The organism is Cupriavidus sp. CPT47-8839-RL05A, assembly GCF_058792255.1.
The window spans coordinates 35,916-52,439 of the sequence record NZ_JBYTEG010000030.1; the positions used below are offsets into that span (position 1 = coordinate 35,916).

The following is a 16,524-nucleotide window of genomic DNA, read 5'->3' on the forward strand; positions in this document are numbered from 1 at the left end:
CATGGCCATCGACAATCTCTACGACGCCGGCATCGCCGCCGGCTGGAAGGTACTGGACGCTGCCACCTTCACCACCACGCGCACGCTGGATGCCGACGTCGTCATCGTCGGCAGCGGCGCGGGCGGCGGCATCAGCGCCGAGGCGCTCAGCCGCGCCGGCCTGCGCGTGGTGCTGCTGGAAGAGGGCGCGCTGCGCACCTCGGACAGCTTCCGCGACATGGACGAGAACCGCGCCTATCGCGAGCTTTACCAGGAGGCCGCGGCCCGCACCACGGCCGACGGCGCCATCGCCATCCTGCAGGGCCGCTCCGTCGGTGGCAGCACCACGGTCAACTGGTCATCGAGCTTCCGCACGCCGCCGCAGACGCTGGCGCACTGGGCCACGCACCACGCCGTCACCGGCCACAGCGAGGCCGACATGGCGCCGTGGTTCAGGAAAGTGGAAGAGCGCCTGGGCATCGCGCCATGGGCGATGGCGCCCAATCCCAACAACGACGTGCTCAAGCGCGGCTGCTCGACACTGGGCTGGGAATGGCACGTGATCCCGCGCAACGTGAAGGGCTGCTGGAACTCCGGCTATTGCGGGCTGGGGTGCCCGGTCAATGCCAAGCAGTCGATGCTGGTGTCGACCATCCCGGCGGCACTGGCCAGCGGTGCGACGCTGGTGCACCGCGTGCGCGTGCGCACGCTGGACCATGACGGCAAGCGCGTGCAGTCGGTCACCGGCGAAGCGCTGGGCGCGGACGGCTATACGCCCACCGGCGTCGGCGTGGTCGTGCGCGCCAAACACTTCATCGCCGCCGGCGGCGCCATCAACACGCCGGCGCTGCTGCTGCGCTCGCGCGTGCCGGACCCGCATGAGCGGCTGGGATTGCGCACGTTTATCCACCCGGTGAATATCAGTATCGCGAAAATGCCAGAGCGCATTGATCCCTATTATGGCGCACCGCAGTCGATCGCTTCCGACCACTTCCAGTGGAAGGATGGCGCCACCGGGCCGATGGGCTACAAGCTGGAGGTGCCGCCGATGTTCCCCGGCATCAGCGCGGGCGTGCTCAACGGCGTGGGCGAGGCGCTGCGCCGCGACATGGCGCAACTGCCCCATACCAACGCCATGCTGGCACTGCTGCGCGACGGCTTCGTGCCAGAGAGCACGGGCGGGCGCGTGCGGCTGGCGGCCGACGGCAGCCCGCTGCTGGACTATGAGATGAGCGACTACGCCTGGGACGGCGTGCGGCGCGCGTGGCTGAGCATGGCGCAGGCGCAGTTTGCCGCCGGCGCGGAGCGGGTGCGGCCCGCCCACCTGGACGCCGCCGAGTACCGCAGCTGGCCCGAGGCGCGCGACGCCATCGCGCAACTGCCGCTCAAGCCGTTCCGCACCGCGCTGTTCACCGCGCACCTGATGGGCGGCTGCGGCATGAGCGACGATGCGCGCGGCGGCGTGGTGGACAGCCATGGCAACCACCACCAGCTGGCCAACCTGTCGGTGTTCGACGGCTCGGTGTTCCCGACCAGCGTGGGGGCCAATCCCCAATTGTCGGTGTTCGCGCTGACGGCACAGAATGCGCACGCGCTGGCACGGCGCCTCACGTCATGAGGTATTGGCCGCGCAAGCCTGCAATGTCCTGCGTTGCAGGCATCCGGCATGGCTGCTCGATGCAGGCTGCGGGCGACATTGTTGTGCGATTCCCCACGCCAGTGGCGCAATTAGAATGTCCACTCCAATTCAGCTCTTGTGAAACGCTCGAAGCGCTGGATAGGCTTCGTACAGCTGTTTCAAGCATCCGTATGCCGTCAGAGCAGGGAGCGGAACAGCGTAGCAAATTGCTAAGGGGTTTACGGCAGCAACAACGAGAGACGCCCCCATGAAGACCGGCAAAAGCTCGGCAGGAGACACCAAGGCCCGGATTCTCGACGCCACGGAAAAGCTGTTTACCGAGGTCGGCTATGAAGCCACCTCGCTCAGGCAGGTCACGTCGCGCGCCATCGTCAACCTGGCCGCCGTGAACTACCACTTCCGCAGCAAAGACATCATGATGCACGCCGTGCTGAGCCGGCGGCTGGACCCGCTCAACGCGCGGCGCCTGGCGCTGCTCGATGCGTGCGAAGCGCGCTGGCCCGGCAACAGCATCCGCTGCGAACACGTGATGGGTGCGCTGTTCGTGCCCGCGCTGCAGATGGCACGCGACCCGTCGGTGGGCGGGCCGTCGTTCCTGCGGCTGCTCGGGCGCGTGTATTCGGACACCTCGCCCTTTATCCAGCAATACCTGCTGGAGCACTACGCCCCGGTGTACGGGCGCTTCTTCGACGCCTTCTCGCGCGCCATTCCGGGGCTGCCGCGGCATGAGCTCGGCTGGCGCCTGCAGTTTGCGCTCAAGGCGCTGGCCGGCGTGCTGGCCGGCGAAGAACTCACCAACCTGCTGCCGGCGTTCACGCAGGGCCGGCAGATGAGCGATGCGCACGTGCTGGCCCAGCTCACCGCCATGGTGGAAGCCGTGCTGAACGTGGCGCAACCCAGCGCGGATGAGTTCTCGGCGCTGCAGTCGGTGTTCGAGCTCGGCGAGCAGCAGCAGGCCGAGCAGCGCGCCAGCAGGCTGGCCGCTGCGCAGTCTGCCGATGACCCGGGTGCCAGTTATGCCGCAATGGCGGCAACGATGGGCGATGCGGCCAGCCAGACCGCCGCCGCCCTCGGCAAGGCCCGCATCAGCGCACGCACCGTGCGCAATGAGGGCACCAAACGCGCAGCCGTGACCAGCATGCCGGTCCGCGCGCGCGAGCAGACCGTGAGCTTCCCCAGCAACCCGCTGGATGACTGGATGCGAATGCGCACCAGGACATAGCGGCGCGCGCCGCGCCCGGTTACCGCCGGGCCGGCGCCACCGCGCTCACGCAAACCTGAACCGTCGATCCATCCAGCGAGGCCACGCACAGGCCCCGCGGACCCCGTGCGCCTTATCGGATTTTCCAAGGGCGCGGCGGTGGCCCCGTTCGTCCCTGCGTTGCCCGCGCTCCGCCTCCTGGCGGACATCTTGAGGAGGAAGCTGCCATGTCGATCCAACCGCTTTACCTTGCCGCCGTCGCCGGTGCCGTCATCGGACTGCTGGCCGCACCGCTGGCCATGCCCCCCGTGGCCATGGCCCAGACGGCCACAACCACCGCCGCCGCGGGCACGGGCTATGACGGCCAAACATCCGCACAGCAAGCCGCACTGTTCTCGCGCCAGGTCGCCAGCGGCGAACTCGCGCGGCTGTCCGATGAGCAGGTGCTGGCCGTGTTCCAGGCGCTGCAGCCGGATGCGCTGCTGAAATGGGCCCGTGCCGAGATGAACCGCTATCCCGAGTACGAGTACTGGATGTCGCGCCAGGAGCGGCTCAACAACCAGTGGCAGGACCAGCCCGCCAAGATGCAGATCCGCTACCGCCACCAGCCGCGCCAGCTCTATGCCAAGTGGCTGCCCGGCGGCGCGCAGTCGGGCCAGGAAATCATCTACGACGAGACCCGCCGCAAGGACGAGATGTACGGCCACCTGGGCGGCGTGCTGGGCTTCACCTCGATGTGGATCGCGCTGGACGGCACCCTGGCGCGTTCGCAGTCCAACCACACCGTGCGCGACCTGGGCTTCCAGTTCGTGCTGTCGATGCTGGAGCGCGATGCCAGGTCCCTGCGTGCCGCCGGCCTGTCCGAGAAATACAGCAAGGCCGAGATCGTGCAGGAGCAGGGCGTGCGCATGGTGGCGCTGACCTGGGACCTGCCGGCCGGCGCGCCGCAGTACTACGCCAAGAAGGTGCAGCTGATGCTGGACCTGAAGCATCCCTATATCCGCGTGGAAACGGCCTGGGATGCCGACGGCAACATGGTCGAGAAGATCGTGTTCGACAAGCTGGTGCGCAAGACCTTCGAGGCCTCGGCGTTCGATCCGGCCAATCCTGACTATCGCTTCTGATATCGGCAAAGCGGCGCGCACCGTGCGTTTGAATCGGTGGCCGCGCCGCTTTGCCGCGCAGTCTGTGCAACACCCGCAATCCACAGCCACATGCGGCATGCACGCCAGGCGCGCCTGTTTGGAACGGCCGCTCTATTGACGCAAAAACACGCGAGCGGCGAGAGTCGCCGCACCCGGGAGGGATCCGGCCGCAGAGCCGGACACCAGATCCAGAAACAGGGGTCGCCAGGAAAAAATCAGGAGACAGGCAATGACCATGTCGATGCTTCGACGCAGTACTTTGGTTTTGACAGGGGTGAGCCTTGCCGCGGCGCTGGCCGGCTGCGGTGGCGGCGGCGGCGATGAAGAGGCGCCGCGCGCCGGCACGCAGGCACCGCAATGCGCTGACACGGGCACGTGCCCCGCGCAGGGGCCGGTCACCATCGGCGGCCCGCCGGGGTCGTTGTGCCCGGCGGCACTGGACTACAGCACCACCTTCACCGGCGGCTCCGGCGCGGGCGAACTGGTCAAGCTGCGCTTCGACACCGCGGCCCGCACCTACCAGCTGGAGATCATCGAGTCGCCGGTGCCCAAGCAACCCGGCAGCGTCAGCCCGACGCGCGCGGGCGTGACCTTTACCGGCACCTTTGCCAACATGACCTCGCTGCCGACTGCCGAGCAGAACCGCTGCGCGGTTGCGCTGCAGACAGCAACGGCGTCTGACGGCACCTCGCAGGCGAATATCGACAGCGCGAAGCCGCCGGTGATCTTCCTGGGCAACGGCGTTGCCGGCGGCGGCATCCCGGGTGCCACCATCTCCTATCCGGGCGTGCTCGGGCTGGGCGCGATCCCGGCCACCACGTTCCCGTTCTACCCGGTGCTGGCATTCGCGCAGACCGAGACCGACTTCACCAAGGTGGCCGGCAGCTACAACCTGCTGGGCTACCACCAGGTGCCGTCCGGCGGCTCGCTGACTTCGTCGAGCCACTTCACGCCCGCGACCGCGCAGACCACCGAGACGCTGAACGCCGACGGCAGCTGCACCGCCGCGGCCGGCAGCTGCCTCAGCACCGGCAACAGCTGGAAGCTGCGCAGCGCCGATGGCGCCTTCGAAAGCAGCAATGCCGATGGCAGCCGCCGTTACCCGTCGTTCCAGAGTGCGGCCATCACCAGCAACAACGCCAGCCGCGCCAAGGGGTTGATGGTGGTGGGCAAGCTCAACGGCGCGCTGGTGCCGCTGCTGGTGCGCACCGGCTACGCGCAGATCTCGCTGCTGCCGCTGACGGTCAATGTCGACGACGAATCGGGCCTGGCACTGATGGCGCCGGCGAAGGCGCTGGCCAGCGGCCGGCTTGACGGCGGCTATATCGGCTCGGGCAGCGACTTTGTCTACACCGCCTCGCTGGTCAAGGGCGCGCGCGTGGAGCTGCTGGACCCGATGACGATGAACCAGACCGGAGCCTTCCAGCTCGACTTCACGCAGAACGCGCCGGGCATGATCGCCACCACCGACAACAGCGGCACCACCGGTGCGCTGATTGCCAGCGGCCGGGTGTTCAGCCACCTGTCCGGCGCCGGCAGCGCCAGCCCGACCTTCCGCGTCGGCGTGCTGGCAGCACCCTGAGTCCACCAAGAACACACAAGACCGAGGAGACCACGCCATGCAACCCCATCGACTGATCCTGCCGCGGGCCTCGCGCCCATCCACGGTGCCGGCGCGTGCGCTGGCCGTGGCCGCCGCCGCCATGCTCGCCGCCTGCGGTGGCGGCGGCGGCGACGACGCGCCGTCCACGCCGGCCGCCGTGCAGACGCGGCTGTGCCCGGCATCGCTCGACTACACCACCACCTTCACCGGCGGCACCGGCTCCGGCGAGCTGGTGAAGGTGCAGATCGACACCACCAAAAAGACCTGGCAGGTGACCTTCGTGGATTCCTCGGTGCCGCGCCAGACCGGCACCGTGCAGCCCACGCGCAGCGACCCCACCAACGGGCAGAACGTGATGCGCGGCACGCTGAAGGCGGAGACGGGGTTGCCGACCGAGAAGCTTAACCAGTGCGCGTTCGAGCTGAGCGGCGCCAGCCTCGATCCGACCCGTCCGGCCAAGCTCTTTGTCGGCGAAGGCGTGGTGGGCGGCACCATCCCGGGCGCGCGCATCCAGTTCAACGGCGTGCTGGGCGCCGGCGCGGTGCCGGACACCACCTTCCCGTATTTCCAGTTCATCGGCTTCGCGCAGACCGAGACCGACCTGTCGAAGATTGCCGGCCAGTACAACGGCACGGGCTTCCACGAGGTGCCGTCCAAGCAGTTCCAGCTGGTGGCGCAGGACTACCGCATGGCGCTGGCTGCCGATGGTTCGTTCACCGTCTGCGACAACGCCACCAACACGTGCGAGCGCAAGGGCAACAACTTCGTGCCGCAGGCGAGCGGCGCGCTGCTGTCGACCAACTACAAGGCCGAGAGCCAGCCGCCCACGCTGGGCGGCACGCTGGGCAAGGCCTACCTGATCGTGGGCAAGCTGCGCGGCCAGCTGGTGCCGATCATGATCCGCGTGGGCTATGCCAATGACACGCTCGCCAACGGCCCGCTTGGTGCCGACGACGAGATCGGCATCGGCATGATGGCGCCGGCGGTAGCGGTCAGCGAGGGCACGGTCAACGGCGAATACGTCGGCGTCGACAGCAACTTCAACTACCGCGTGACGGCACTGATCGGCGCCGCGGCCACCATGATGGATCCGTTCCGGCCGCACGATGCGTCGCTCGCCATCCCGTACCGGCTGGACTTCTCGCAGCAGGTGCCCGGCGTGGTCCGCACTTCGCGGCGCGATGCACCCGCAGGCTCGCCGCCGACCGGCAAGCTGATGTTCACCGGCGGCGTGTTCGGTTTCCTGGAACAGCGCGACAGCGGCCCGTACTTCACCGTCGGCGCATTCGTGCAGTAAGCACGCTACCAGGCCCGGGCCATTGCAGCCCGGGCCACTGCGCCACGATTCGACCATACAGAGACATCCAATGCCGGGGGACACAAGATGAAAACCATACGCCTCACGCTCACACTGATGCTGGCCGCGCTGGCCAGCTTCGCCCTGCCTGCCCATGCCCAGAAGAAGGGCGACAACGTGGTATCCGCGGGCTGGTTCCATATCCAGACCCACGGCCAGAGCGGTCCGCTGACCACCACCTTGCTCGACGTGCCGATCAACTACCCGCTCGGGCTGCCATCCAGCTTCACCGCACCGGGCAGCAGCATCTCGTCATCCAACGCCAATACGCTGGGGCTGACCTTCAGCCACTTCGTCTCCGACCATATCGCGATCACCGCGGTGGGCGGCATCCCGCCGGAGTTCAAGCTCTACGGCCACGGCGAACTGATCCCGCCCGGCCCGGCCGGCGCGCTCGGGCGCCAGAGCCTGGGCGATCCGTCGCTGAACCCCATCGTCACCAAGGCACGCCAGTGGAGCCCGGCGGCGATGGTGCAATACCACTTCCTCGATCCGGGCACGCGTTTCCGCCCGTTCCTGGGGGTGGGGGTGTCATACAACTTCTTTACCAACATCGAGGTCAATCCGGCGTTTGCGAGTTCGGTCAACAACAACCTCGGCGCGATCCTGGCGGCGGGGGCGGGCATCCCGGGGCCGACGTCGGTGAGTGCGGATGCATCGTCGTCATGGGCGCCGGTGTTCAATATCGGCGGCACCTACAACTTCGACGAGCATTGGGGGCTGACGGCGGCGGTGACTTATATCCCGCTGAAGACGACGTCGACGATGACGATCAAGGCGGCCGACGGGACCGTGCTGTCGACGTCGAAGACCAAGCTGGAGCCGAATCCGCTGGTGTTCTTTTTGGCGGCTTCGTACAAGTTCTGACGGCTGAAAGAAGAAAAGCCAGCGGCAGTACCGCTGGTTCTTGATTGACCGATTGTGGTCTCCCTCTCCCGCTTGCGGGAGAGGGGAGCAAACCAGCGGCGCGGGAAGCGCTGCAGGCTGACCTTACTGCGTGACGGTGCCCGACGTAGCAGGCGTCCCCTGCTGCGCCACCGGACTGCTCTCCTGCAAGCCACCGCCCAGCGACCGGTACAAGTCGATCGCATTGTTCAGCCGCAGCTGCCGCGCCTGGATCAGCGCCTGCTCGGCAGTGAACAGCTGGCGCTGCGCATCGAGCTCGTCCAGGTAGCTGGCGATGCCGCTACGGAAGCGCAGGCGCGCCAGTTCATAACGTGCCTGTTCCGCGTTGCGCACCTCTTCCTGGCCGGTGACCTGGTCTTCCAGCGTGCCGCGCGCCACCAGTGCATCGGCCACTTCCGCGAAGGCCGTCTGGATGGTCTTCTCGTAGTTGGCGATCTGGATGTTCTTGCGCACATTGGCCAGGTCCAGGTTCGACAGGTTGCGGCCATAGTCGAAGATCGGCAGCACCAGTTGCGGCGCAAACGACCACGCGCGCGTGCCAGCATCGAACAGTCCCGAGAACGTCGGGCTGATGGTGCCCGCGCTGGCGGTCAGCGTGATGCGCGGGAAGAACGCCGCGCGCGCCGCGCCGATATTGGCGTTGGCCGACAGCAGCAACTGCTCGGCCTGGCGGATATCGGGGCGCTGCTCGAGCAGCTCCGACGGCAGGCCGGCCGGGATGTCGCTGATGATGCGCTCGTCCGACAGGCGCACCGGCGCCGGAAGGTTCTCGATGCTGCCGATGGGCTTGCCCACCAGTACTTCAAGCGCGTTCTGCGCCTGCGCGCGCTGGCGCGCCAGCTGCGCCGCGGCCACGCGGGCCTGCGCCACCAGCGATTCGTTGTCGCGCAGGTCCAGCGCCGAGGTGGCGCCCGCCTCGAAACGCTGCTTGGCCAGGCCGTAGGTGCTTTCACGCGCCTTCAGCGTGTCGCGCGCCAGGTCGTACTGCTCGGCGAAGGAGCGCTCGGCCAGGTAGGCCTTGGCAACTTCCGACACCAGCGAGATCTGCGCCGAGCGGCGTGCCTCTTCGGTGGCGAAGTACTGCGCCAGCGCGGCATTGGACAGGCTGCGCACGCGTCCGAAGAAATCCAGCTCATACGACGTGATGCCCAGGCCCACCTGGTAGACCTCGGTCACGCCGGGCTGGCCGAGCACCGTTGCCGACTGGGCAGCGGTGGTGCGGGCCCGGGTGTAGCCGCCGGTCGCGTTCACCGTGGGCAGCAGGTCGGCGCGCTGCACCTGGTACAGCGCGCGCGCTTCCTCGATGCGCAGCGCGGCGGTGCGCAGGTCGCGGTTGTTTTCCAGCGCGGTCGCGATCAGCGTCTGCATGCGCGGGTCGCGGAAGAACTCGCGCCAGCCGATGTCGACGGCGCGGCGGGTCTCGCCGCTCTTCACCTCGGCGGTGGCGTAGCCCTCGGGCGCCACCGGGAAGCTGTCTGCCACCGGCGGGGCAGGGCGGTCATAGTGGGGCGCGAGCGTGCACCCCGTCAGAACGCCGGCCACCAGCAGCAGTGTGGTCAGAGTCTTGGTCATGTTCAGATTTCCTCTTTCGGCTCGTGCCACTTCTGGTCCAGCATGCGCTGGCGCGCACTGCCCTTGAAGCGCTTGCGCACCACCACGAAGAAGACCGGCACCAGGAAGATCGCCAGCACCGTGGCGGTGATCATCCCGCCAATCACGCCGGTACCGATGGCGCGCTGGCTGGCCGAACCCGCACCGGTGGCGATCGCCAGCGGCAGCACGCCCAGGATGAACGCCATCGACGTCATCAGGATCGGGCGGAAACGCAGGTGCACTGCTTCCAGCGTGGCTTCGATCAGGCCCTTGCCCTGCGCCTGCAGGTCTTTGGCGAATTCCACGATCAGGATGGCGTTCTTCGCCGACAAGCCGATCGTAGCGATCAGGCCCACCTTGAAGTACACGTCGTTGGGCATGCCGCGCAGCGTCACGCCGAGCAGCGCGCCGAGCACGCCCAGCGGCACCACCAGCAGCACCGAGAACGGGATCGACCAGCTTTCATACAGCGCGGCCAGGCACAGGAACACAATGATCAGCGACAGCGTGTACAGGATCGGTTCCTGCGAGCCGGCCAGGCGTTCTTCATAAGACTGGCCGGACCACTCGAAGCCGAAACCCGGCGGCAGCTTGGCGAAGTTCTCTTCCATCACGCGCATGGCTTCACCGGTACTGCGGCCCGGCGCGGCCTGGCCCGCCAGCTTCACCGCCGGCATGCCGTTGTAGCGCTCCAGGCGCGGCGAGCCCATCACCCACTTGGAGGTCGCGAACGCGGCAAACGCCACCATGTCGCCGTTGCTGTTGCGCACGCGCAGCTTGGTCAGGTCGTCCGGCAGGCGGCGGTCCGAGCCTTCTGCCTGCACGATCACCTTGCGCACCCGGCCTTCATAGATGAAGTCGTTGACGTAGTTCGAGCCGAACGCAATCGACAGCGTCGAGTTGATGCTCGCCACCGTGACGCCGAGCGCCTTGGCCTTCTCGCGGTCGATGTCGATCTGCAGCTGCGGCGCATCTTCCTGGCCTTCGGGGCGCACGCCCATCAGCACCGGGCTCTGCGCGGCCATGCCGAGCATCATGTTGCGCGCTTCCATCAGCTTGGCGTGGCCCTGGCCGGTGCGGTCCTGCAGGCGGAAGTCAAAGCCCGAGGAGTTGCCCAGCTCGGAAATCGCCGGCGGGTTGAGCGGGAAGATAATCGCGTCCTTGATGAACGACAGCGCGCCGAAGGCACGGCCGACCAGCGCCTGCGCGGTCTCGCCGTCGCCGGTGCGCTCCTTCCAGTCCTTCAGGCGCACGAACGCGATACCGCCGTTCTGGCCGCGGCCGAAGAAGGAGAAGCCAGCCACCGTGATCATCTGGTCAACCACCTTGCTTTCCTTCTGCAGGTAGTAGTCCTCGATCTGCTTGAGCACGCCGATGGTACGGTCCTGAGTGGCGCCGTTGGGCAGCTGCACCACGGTGATCATGTAGCCCTGGTCCTCGTCGGGCAGGAACGACGACGGCAGGCGCTTGAACAGCACCACCACGCCGACGATGATGACCGCGTAGATGATCAGGTAGCGGCCGGAGCGCTTGAGGATGCGCGCGACCACGCCCTGGTAGCTGGTGGCCGAACGCGCGAAGGTGCGGTTGAACCAGCCGAAGAAGCCCGTCTTCTCATGGTGATGGCCGGCTTCCACGGGCTTGAGCAGCGTCGCGCACAGCGCCGGGGTCAGCGTCAGCGCCAGCAGCGCCGAAAACGCCATCGACGAGATCAGCGACAGCGAGAACTGGCGGTAGATGTTGCCCACCGAGCCCGAGAAGAATGCCATCGGGATGAACACCGCGGTCAGCACCAGCGTGATGCCGACGATGGCGCCGGTGATCTGGCCCATGGCCTTGCGCGTGGCTTCACGTGGCGAGAGTCCTTCCTCGCTCATGATCCGCTCGACGTTCTCGACCACCACGATGGCATCGTCCACCAGGATACCGATGGCCAGCACCATGCCGAACATGGTCAGCACGTTGATCGAGAAGCCGAACGCCAGCAGCGCGCCGAACGTACCCAGCAGCGCGATCGGCACCACCAGAGTCGGGATCAGCGTGGCGCGGAAGTTCTGCAGGAACAGGTACATCACCAGGAACACCAGCACCACGGCTTCGAGCAGGGTCTTGATCACTTCCTCGATCGAGATCTTGACGAAGGCCGAGGTGTCGTAAGGCACCGAGTACTGGTAGTCCGCCGGGAAGTTCTTGGACAGCTCTTCCATCTTGGCGCGCACCGCGGTGGCCGTGGCCAGCGCGTTGCCGGTCGGGGCCAGCTTGATGGCGATGGCCGCCGACGGCTTGCCGTTGGTGCGGGCCTGGGTCGAGTAGTCGGCGCCGCCCAGCTCGACCCGGCCCACGTCCTTGATGCGCACCGAGGACCCATCCGGGTTGGTGCGCAGCAGGATGTTGCCGAACTGCTCAGGCGTGGTCAGGCGGCTTTCGGTGGTGACGGTGGCGTTGAGCTCGGTGCCCTTGGGCGAGGGCGTGCCGCCCAGCTCGCCCACGGCGACCTGGATGTTCTGCTCGCCCACCGCGGCGGTGACGTCGGTCGGGGTCAGGTTGTAGCCCGTCAGCTTGGCCGGGTCCAGCCAGATCCGCATGGCGTACTCGGTGCCGAACAGGTCGGCCTGGCCCACGCCCGGCACGCGGCGGATCGAGTCGATCACCTGCGCCGAGACATAGTTGCCGAGCTGGATCGCGTCAGCCGTGCCGGACTTGGACGACACGGTCAGGAACATCATGTAGTTGTTCCCGGCCTTGTCCACGCGCACGCCCTGCTGGCGCACTTCAGCCGGCAGGCGCGCTTCCACGCGCTTGAGGCGGTTCTGCACTTCGACCGAGTTCAGGTCGACGTTCGAACCCGGCGCGAAGGCGATGGTGATGCTCGCCAGGCCGGACGACTCGCTGGTGGAGTTGTAGTAGAGCAGGTTAGGGGCGCCGTTGAGCTCCTGCTCGATCACCGAGGTGACGGAATCCTCCAGCGTCTTGGCCGACGCACCCGGGTAGGTGGCGGTGACCGAGATCGTCGGCGGGGCGATGTTCGGATATTGCGCGATCGGCAACTGCAGGATCGCCAATATGCCGCCCAGCATGATGATCAGCGCGAGCACCCACGCGAACACCGGCCGGTCGATAAAAAACTTGGCCATAAACTGGCTCCCTCTTGGTCTAGCGGTCTAGCCGTATTTGCCGTATTGGTGGTACGGCAGGGTTCAGCCTTGCTTGGCGTCAGACTTGGCTTGCTGCGGGCCCTCGGCCTTGGGGGCCGAGGCCGGCGCCGCCGGGGCGGAGGCCGTCGCCGCGGCCGGTGCCGAGGCCCCGGCCGGCTTGAACGGCACCGCCTTGGCCGGCGCACCGACCTTGACCTTCTGCAGGCCCTCGACGATCACCTTCTCGCCGCCCTTCAGGCCTTCGGTCACCACCCAGCGGTCGCCAATGGCCTGCGGCGCCTTGACCGGCACCGCCGCGACATTGCCGTCCGTGCCCACCACCATCACGCTGGCACCCTGCGCGCCGCGGATCAGCGCCCGCTGCGGCACGGTCAGTGCGTTCTCGTCCACGCCCTGCTCGATCTTCACGCGCACGAAGGTGCCCGAGAGCAGCTCGCGCTTCGGGTTCGGGAACTGCGCACGCAGCGTGATCGCGCCGGTGGTCGGGTCGACCGTCATGTCCGAGAACAGCAGCTTGCCGGTGTGCTCGTACTCGCGGCCGTCTTCCACGAACAGGCGCACGTTGGCGCCGCCGTTGACGCCCTTGACCACGCCGGACTCGATGGCGCGGCGCAGGCGCGTGACTTCCGAAGCCGGCTGGGTGAAGGTGACCCACATCGGGTCGACCTGCTCCACCAGCGCCAGCTTGGTCGCCTCGCCCTTGCCCACCAGCGCGCCCTCGGTCACCAGCGCACGGCCGGCGCGGCCGCTGATCGGCGCGGTCACGGTGGTGTAGCCCAGGTTGATCTGGGCGGTGCGCACCGCCGCCTTGGCCGAAGCCACGTCGGCGTTGGCCTGGCCGGCGGAGGCCACGGCGTCGTCGTACTCCTGCTTGCTGACCGCGTTGACGGCCACCAGGGGCTTGTAGCGGTCGGCCTTCAGGCGCGCCGAGACGGCATTGGCCTCGGCGCGCTGCAGCGCGGCCTGTGCCGAAGCCAGCGTGGCCTGGTAGGGTGCCGGGTCGATGCGGAACATCACCTGGCCGGCCTTCACTTCGCCGCCCTCGGTGTAGTTGCGCGACAGCACGATGCCTTCGACGCGAGCACGCACTTCGGCCGTGCGTATGCCTTCCAGGCGGCCCGGCAGTTCATTGACGACGGCGACCGGCGACGGCGTCACGGTCACCACACCCACTTCCGGCGGGGGCGGAGCGCCGCCTTCGGCCTTCTTGTCGCCACAGGCAACAAGCGCCACGGCAGACAGCGCCGCTAGTGCATAGGCAGCAACGCAACGGATACGTTGGGACTTCCTCATCGATAACCCCATGATGGCAATTTGAGATCTGCCGCATCGTCCCGACCTGTCATCCGACAAACGGAAACGACACAGCCCGCCGCACGGTTTGCGGCGGACAAAAGCGTGATGCTAGCCACAATTCGCGGCGTCGCAATGTCAAATGCGACGAACGGTGGCTTTTATGTAACGACTGGATTCATGACCGGCTGGCCTGCGGCAGGGATTGCCAGCTGTGCTGGGTATGTCACAGAAGGCGGCTGGCCGAATGCCGGGCAAGCGCGTATTATATATACATTCAAGCATGTATGTTAAGTCGATGTTGCAGAAGGGCCTTTCGGCGCACAACCTGCGCAGCGGGGCCGCTGGAATACGGATCCTGGCCCCGGTCAAACCCAACCGGCCAGTCCGAATTGCCTCCCTACCCGTTCGGAATCACGGCGCAAACCGCCGGCTCGGGTTAGGATGCGCGCCGTCGTGTCGGCTCGCAAGCTGCAAGCACATTGGCATGTGACGACAACGACCCGCCGGCGCGTGCGCCGGCCCGTGCGGCTGCCACAGCGGGGCCGCACCCAGGGAGAACTAACAAGGCTGGCCATGACGGCTCGATCGCGTCATGCCGCCGGCACCAGAGACAAAAATGGTCAGACGTACCAAGGAAGAGGCGCTTGAAACGCGCCACCGGATTCTCGACGCGGCCGAAGCCGTGTTCCACGCCCGCGGCGTGGCACGCCCGTCGCTGGCCGACATCGCCGAGGCGGCGGGTGTCACGCGCGGCGCGATCTACTGGCACTTCAAGAACAAGAGCGATGTGTTCGCCGCCATGTGCGACCGCGTCAACCTGCCCGTGGAAGCGCTGTGCGACCCCGAGCGGCTCGCGCGCCAGGAAGACCCGCTCGGCGGCATCCGCGACATCTGCGCCTATGTAATGCGCCAGACCGTGGTCAACCCGCGCTGGCGCCGGGTGTTCGAGATCATCTTCCACAAGTGCGAAATGGTGCAGGACAACGGCGCCATCTTCGAGCGCCAGCGCCAGTCGCACCAGGAAGGCCTGATCAAGATGCGCGAGCACCTGCGCCTGGCCCTGGAGCGCGGCCAGCTGCCCGCCGACCTGGACCTGGACCTGGCCGTCAACGCCTTCCATGCCGCCATCGGCGGGGTGCTGGCGCACTGGCTGTTCTCGCCGCAGGACTTCGACCTCGACGCCAACGCCGAGCGCATGTCCGACGCCTTCATCGATACCCTGAAGTTCTCACCGGCGCTGCGCCACGGCTACGTGCCGCGCCCGATGGCGGCGCTGGACCGGGAACTGTCCACGCTGTGCCAGCAGGCCTGCCCGAACGGCCAGCCGGGCGGGCTCGATACCGGCGACCTGGTCCCCTGAGCCGCGCGCTCAGCCGCGCATGGCCTCGCGCCAGCGCGCCAGGAATGCGCGCTTGCGCATCGCGTCCTGCGCGGCCAGCAGGCCCGGGCCGACGCTGATCGGCTTGAGCGCGTAGCCCAGCCGCTCGGACAATGCCGCCGCGGTGTGCACGCTGTCGGTATCGGTGCGGATGGTGTAGAGCTGCGAGGTCGACTTGGCCAGCAGCGCCTGGCCCTCGCGCGAGAGCAGGTAGTCCAGCCACAGCCGCGCCGCATTGGGCCGCGGCGCGCGCCGGGCAATAAACGCCACCCGCGACATCACCAGGGTGTAGTCGCGCGGGGCGATCACGTCGATGGCCGCGCCACGCTCCATCAGCGACAGCGCGTACGAACCCAGCAGGTTGTAGCCCATCACCAGCTCGCCGCTGGCGATGCGCTCGATCATCTCGGCAGTGGACGCCGACAGCTGCACCCCGGCGCGCCCCAGCGCCTGCGCCAGGTACCAGAACTCGCTGCCCATGCGCGCATCCTGCTGCGCCAGCAGGTAGCCCACGCCCGAGCGCTCCACGTCATACGTCACCACCTTGCCATGCCAGCGCGGCGCGTGCTCCTGCAGCAGCCGCGCCAGCCCGCTGCGGCTGCGCGGCGGGCGCATGCCGGCCAGGTGGTGGCGGTTGTAGACGATCACCGCGGGCTCGAAGGTGGTGCCCCAGGCCTCGTCGCGCCACACCGCCCAGCCGGGCAGGCCGCCGCGCTCGGGCGAGGCGTAGCGCTGCGCATGGCCGTCGTTGACGAGCTTGATCTGCAGGTCCATCGCCGTGCTCCACAGCACGTCGGCGAAGGCCGCACCGGGCGCGGGCCGGCTGCCGCCCAGCGCCGCGGTCTCGGCCAGGAAGCGCTGGTTCAGCTCGATCGTGTTGAGATCCTGGTAGTGCACGCGCATGCCCGGGTAGCGCGCCTCGAACGCGGCGATCAGCGGCTGCGCCACTTTCAGGTCGGTCGATGCATAGACCGTGACCATGCCTTCGCGCATGGCGCCGGCGATGGTGGCGTCATACCCGGACGGATACCCCGGCGGTGGCGCCGGGGGCCTAGACTGGGCATGAAGGGGCCACGCAGCCGACAAGGTGGCGCCGGCCAGCAGCGATGCGCCCAGCAGGCGGCGGCGCTGCCCCGAGGCAGGCGGCTCGCAGGCGCACGGCAGGGACGGCGGGGGTGGACGCGTGGGCACGGTGGTCGGAAACGGAAGAACTGCCTGTGGAAGGGAGCGGGCGCACGGACAACACGCGCCGGGACCAGCGGGGCGGGGGTA

The 16,524-nt window shown here is 67.8% G+C and carries 11 protein-coding genes; 7 read left to right on the plus strand and 4 right to left on the minus strand.

Annotated elements, in window-relative coordinates:
- The first annotated feature begins 1 nt into the window (after nt 1).
- The 6 genes from AC3WVS_RS28495 to AC3WVS_RS28520 all read left to right on the plus strand — a co-directional run bounded on the left by AC3WVS_RS28495 (nt 2) and on the right by AC3WVS_RS28520 (nt 7,791).
- Complete coding sequence (locus AC3WVS_RS28495; RefSeq protein ID WP_492321319.1) at nt 2–1,597, plus strand: GMC family oxidoreductase; 1,596 nt, start codon at nt 2–4, stop codon at nt 1,595–1,597.
- A gap of 268 nt (nt 1,598–1,865) precedes the next feature.
- Nucleotides 1,866–2,840 (plus strand): TetR/AcrR family transcriptional regulator, encoded by a 975-nt coding sequence (locus AC3WVS_RS28500; protein WP_492321320.1) that lies wholly within the window; start codon nt 1,866–1,868, stop codon nt 2,838–2,840.
- Nucleotides 2,841–3,046: 206 nt separating this feature from the next.
- Nucleotides 3,047–3,943, plus strand: coding sequence for a DUF1571 domain-containing protein (locus AC3WVS_RS28505; RefSeq protein WP_492321321.1), 897 nt, complete (start codon nt 3,047–3,049; stop codon nt 3,941–3,943).
- Between the two features lie 250 nt (nt 3,944–4,193).
- Nucleotides 4,194–5,546 (plus strand): DUF2957 domain-containing protein, encoded by a 1,353-nt coding sequence (locus AC3WVS_RS28510; protein WP_492321322.1) that lies wholly within the window; start codon nt 4,194–4,196, stop codon nt 5,544–5,546.
- Between the two features lie 37 nt (nt 5,547–5,583).
- A complete protein-coding gene (locus AC3WVS_RS28515; protein ID WP_492321323.1) occupies nt 5,584–6,864 on the plus strand; it encodes a DUF2957 domain-containing protein in 1,281 nt (426 codons plus the stop codon).
- An 87-nt stretch (nt 6,865–6,951) separates the two neighbouring features.
- Entirely contained in the window at nt 6,952–7,791 is an 840-nt protein-coding gene (locus tag AC3WVS_RS28520) for an OmpW/AlkL family protein (RefSeq protein WP_492321324.1), read from the plus strand.
- A gap of 123 nt (nt 7,792–7,914) precedes the next feature.
- Here AC3WVS_RS28520 and AC3WVS_RS28525 read toward each other — a convergent pair whose 3' ends face one another.
- The 3 genes from AC3WVS_RS28525 to AC3WVS_RS28535 all read right to left on the minus strand — a co-directional run bounded on the left by AC3WVS_RS28525 (nt 7,915) and on the right by AC3WVS_RS28535 (nt 13,871).
- Nucleotides 7,915–9,402, minus strand: a complete 1,488-nt coding sequence (locus tag AC3WVS_RS28525; protein WP_492321325.1) for an efflux transporter outer membrane subunit — start codon at nt 9,400–9,402, stop codon at nt 7,915–7,917.
- A gap of 2 nt (nt 9,403–9,404) precedes the next feature.
- Nucleotides 9,405–12,557, minus strand: a complete 3,153-nt coding sequence (locus AC3WVS_RS28530) for an efflux RND transporter permease subunit (RefSeq protein ID WP_492321326.1) — start codon at nt 12,555–12,557, stop codon at nt 9,405–9,407.
- Nucleotides 12,558–12,620: 63 nt separating this feature from the next.
- Complete coding sequence (locus AC3WVS_RS28535; RefSeq protein WP_492321327.1) at nt 12,621–13,871, minus strand: efflux RND transporter periplasmic adaptor subunit; 1,251 nt, start codon at nt 13,869–13,871, stop codon at nt 12,621–12,623.
- Between the two features lie 619 nt (nt 13,872–14,490).
- Here AC3WVS_RS28535 and AC3WVS_RS28540 point away from each other — a divergent pair.
- Nucleotides 14,491–15,234 carry a TetR family transcriptional regulator gene (locus AC3WVS_RS28540; protein ID WP_492321328.1) on the plus strand — a complete coding sequence of 248 codons (744 nt, stop codon included), beginning with the start codon at nt 14,491–14,493 and terminating at the stop codon, nt 15,232–15,234.
- A gap of 9 nt (nt 15,235–15,243) precedes the next feature.
- On the opposite strand, the gene AC3WVS_RS28545 is transcribed toward AC3WVS_RS28540, so the two are convergent.
- Nucleotides 15,244–16,338: an ABC transporter substrate-binding protein gene (locus tag AC3WVS_RS28545; protein WP_492321354.1), complete on the minus strand. Its 1,095-nt coding sequence runs from the start codon at nt 16,336–16,338 to the stop codon at nt 15,244–15,246.
- Between the last annotated feature and the right edge of the window lie 186 nt (nt 16,339–16,524).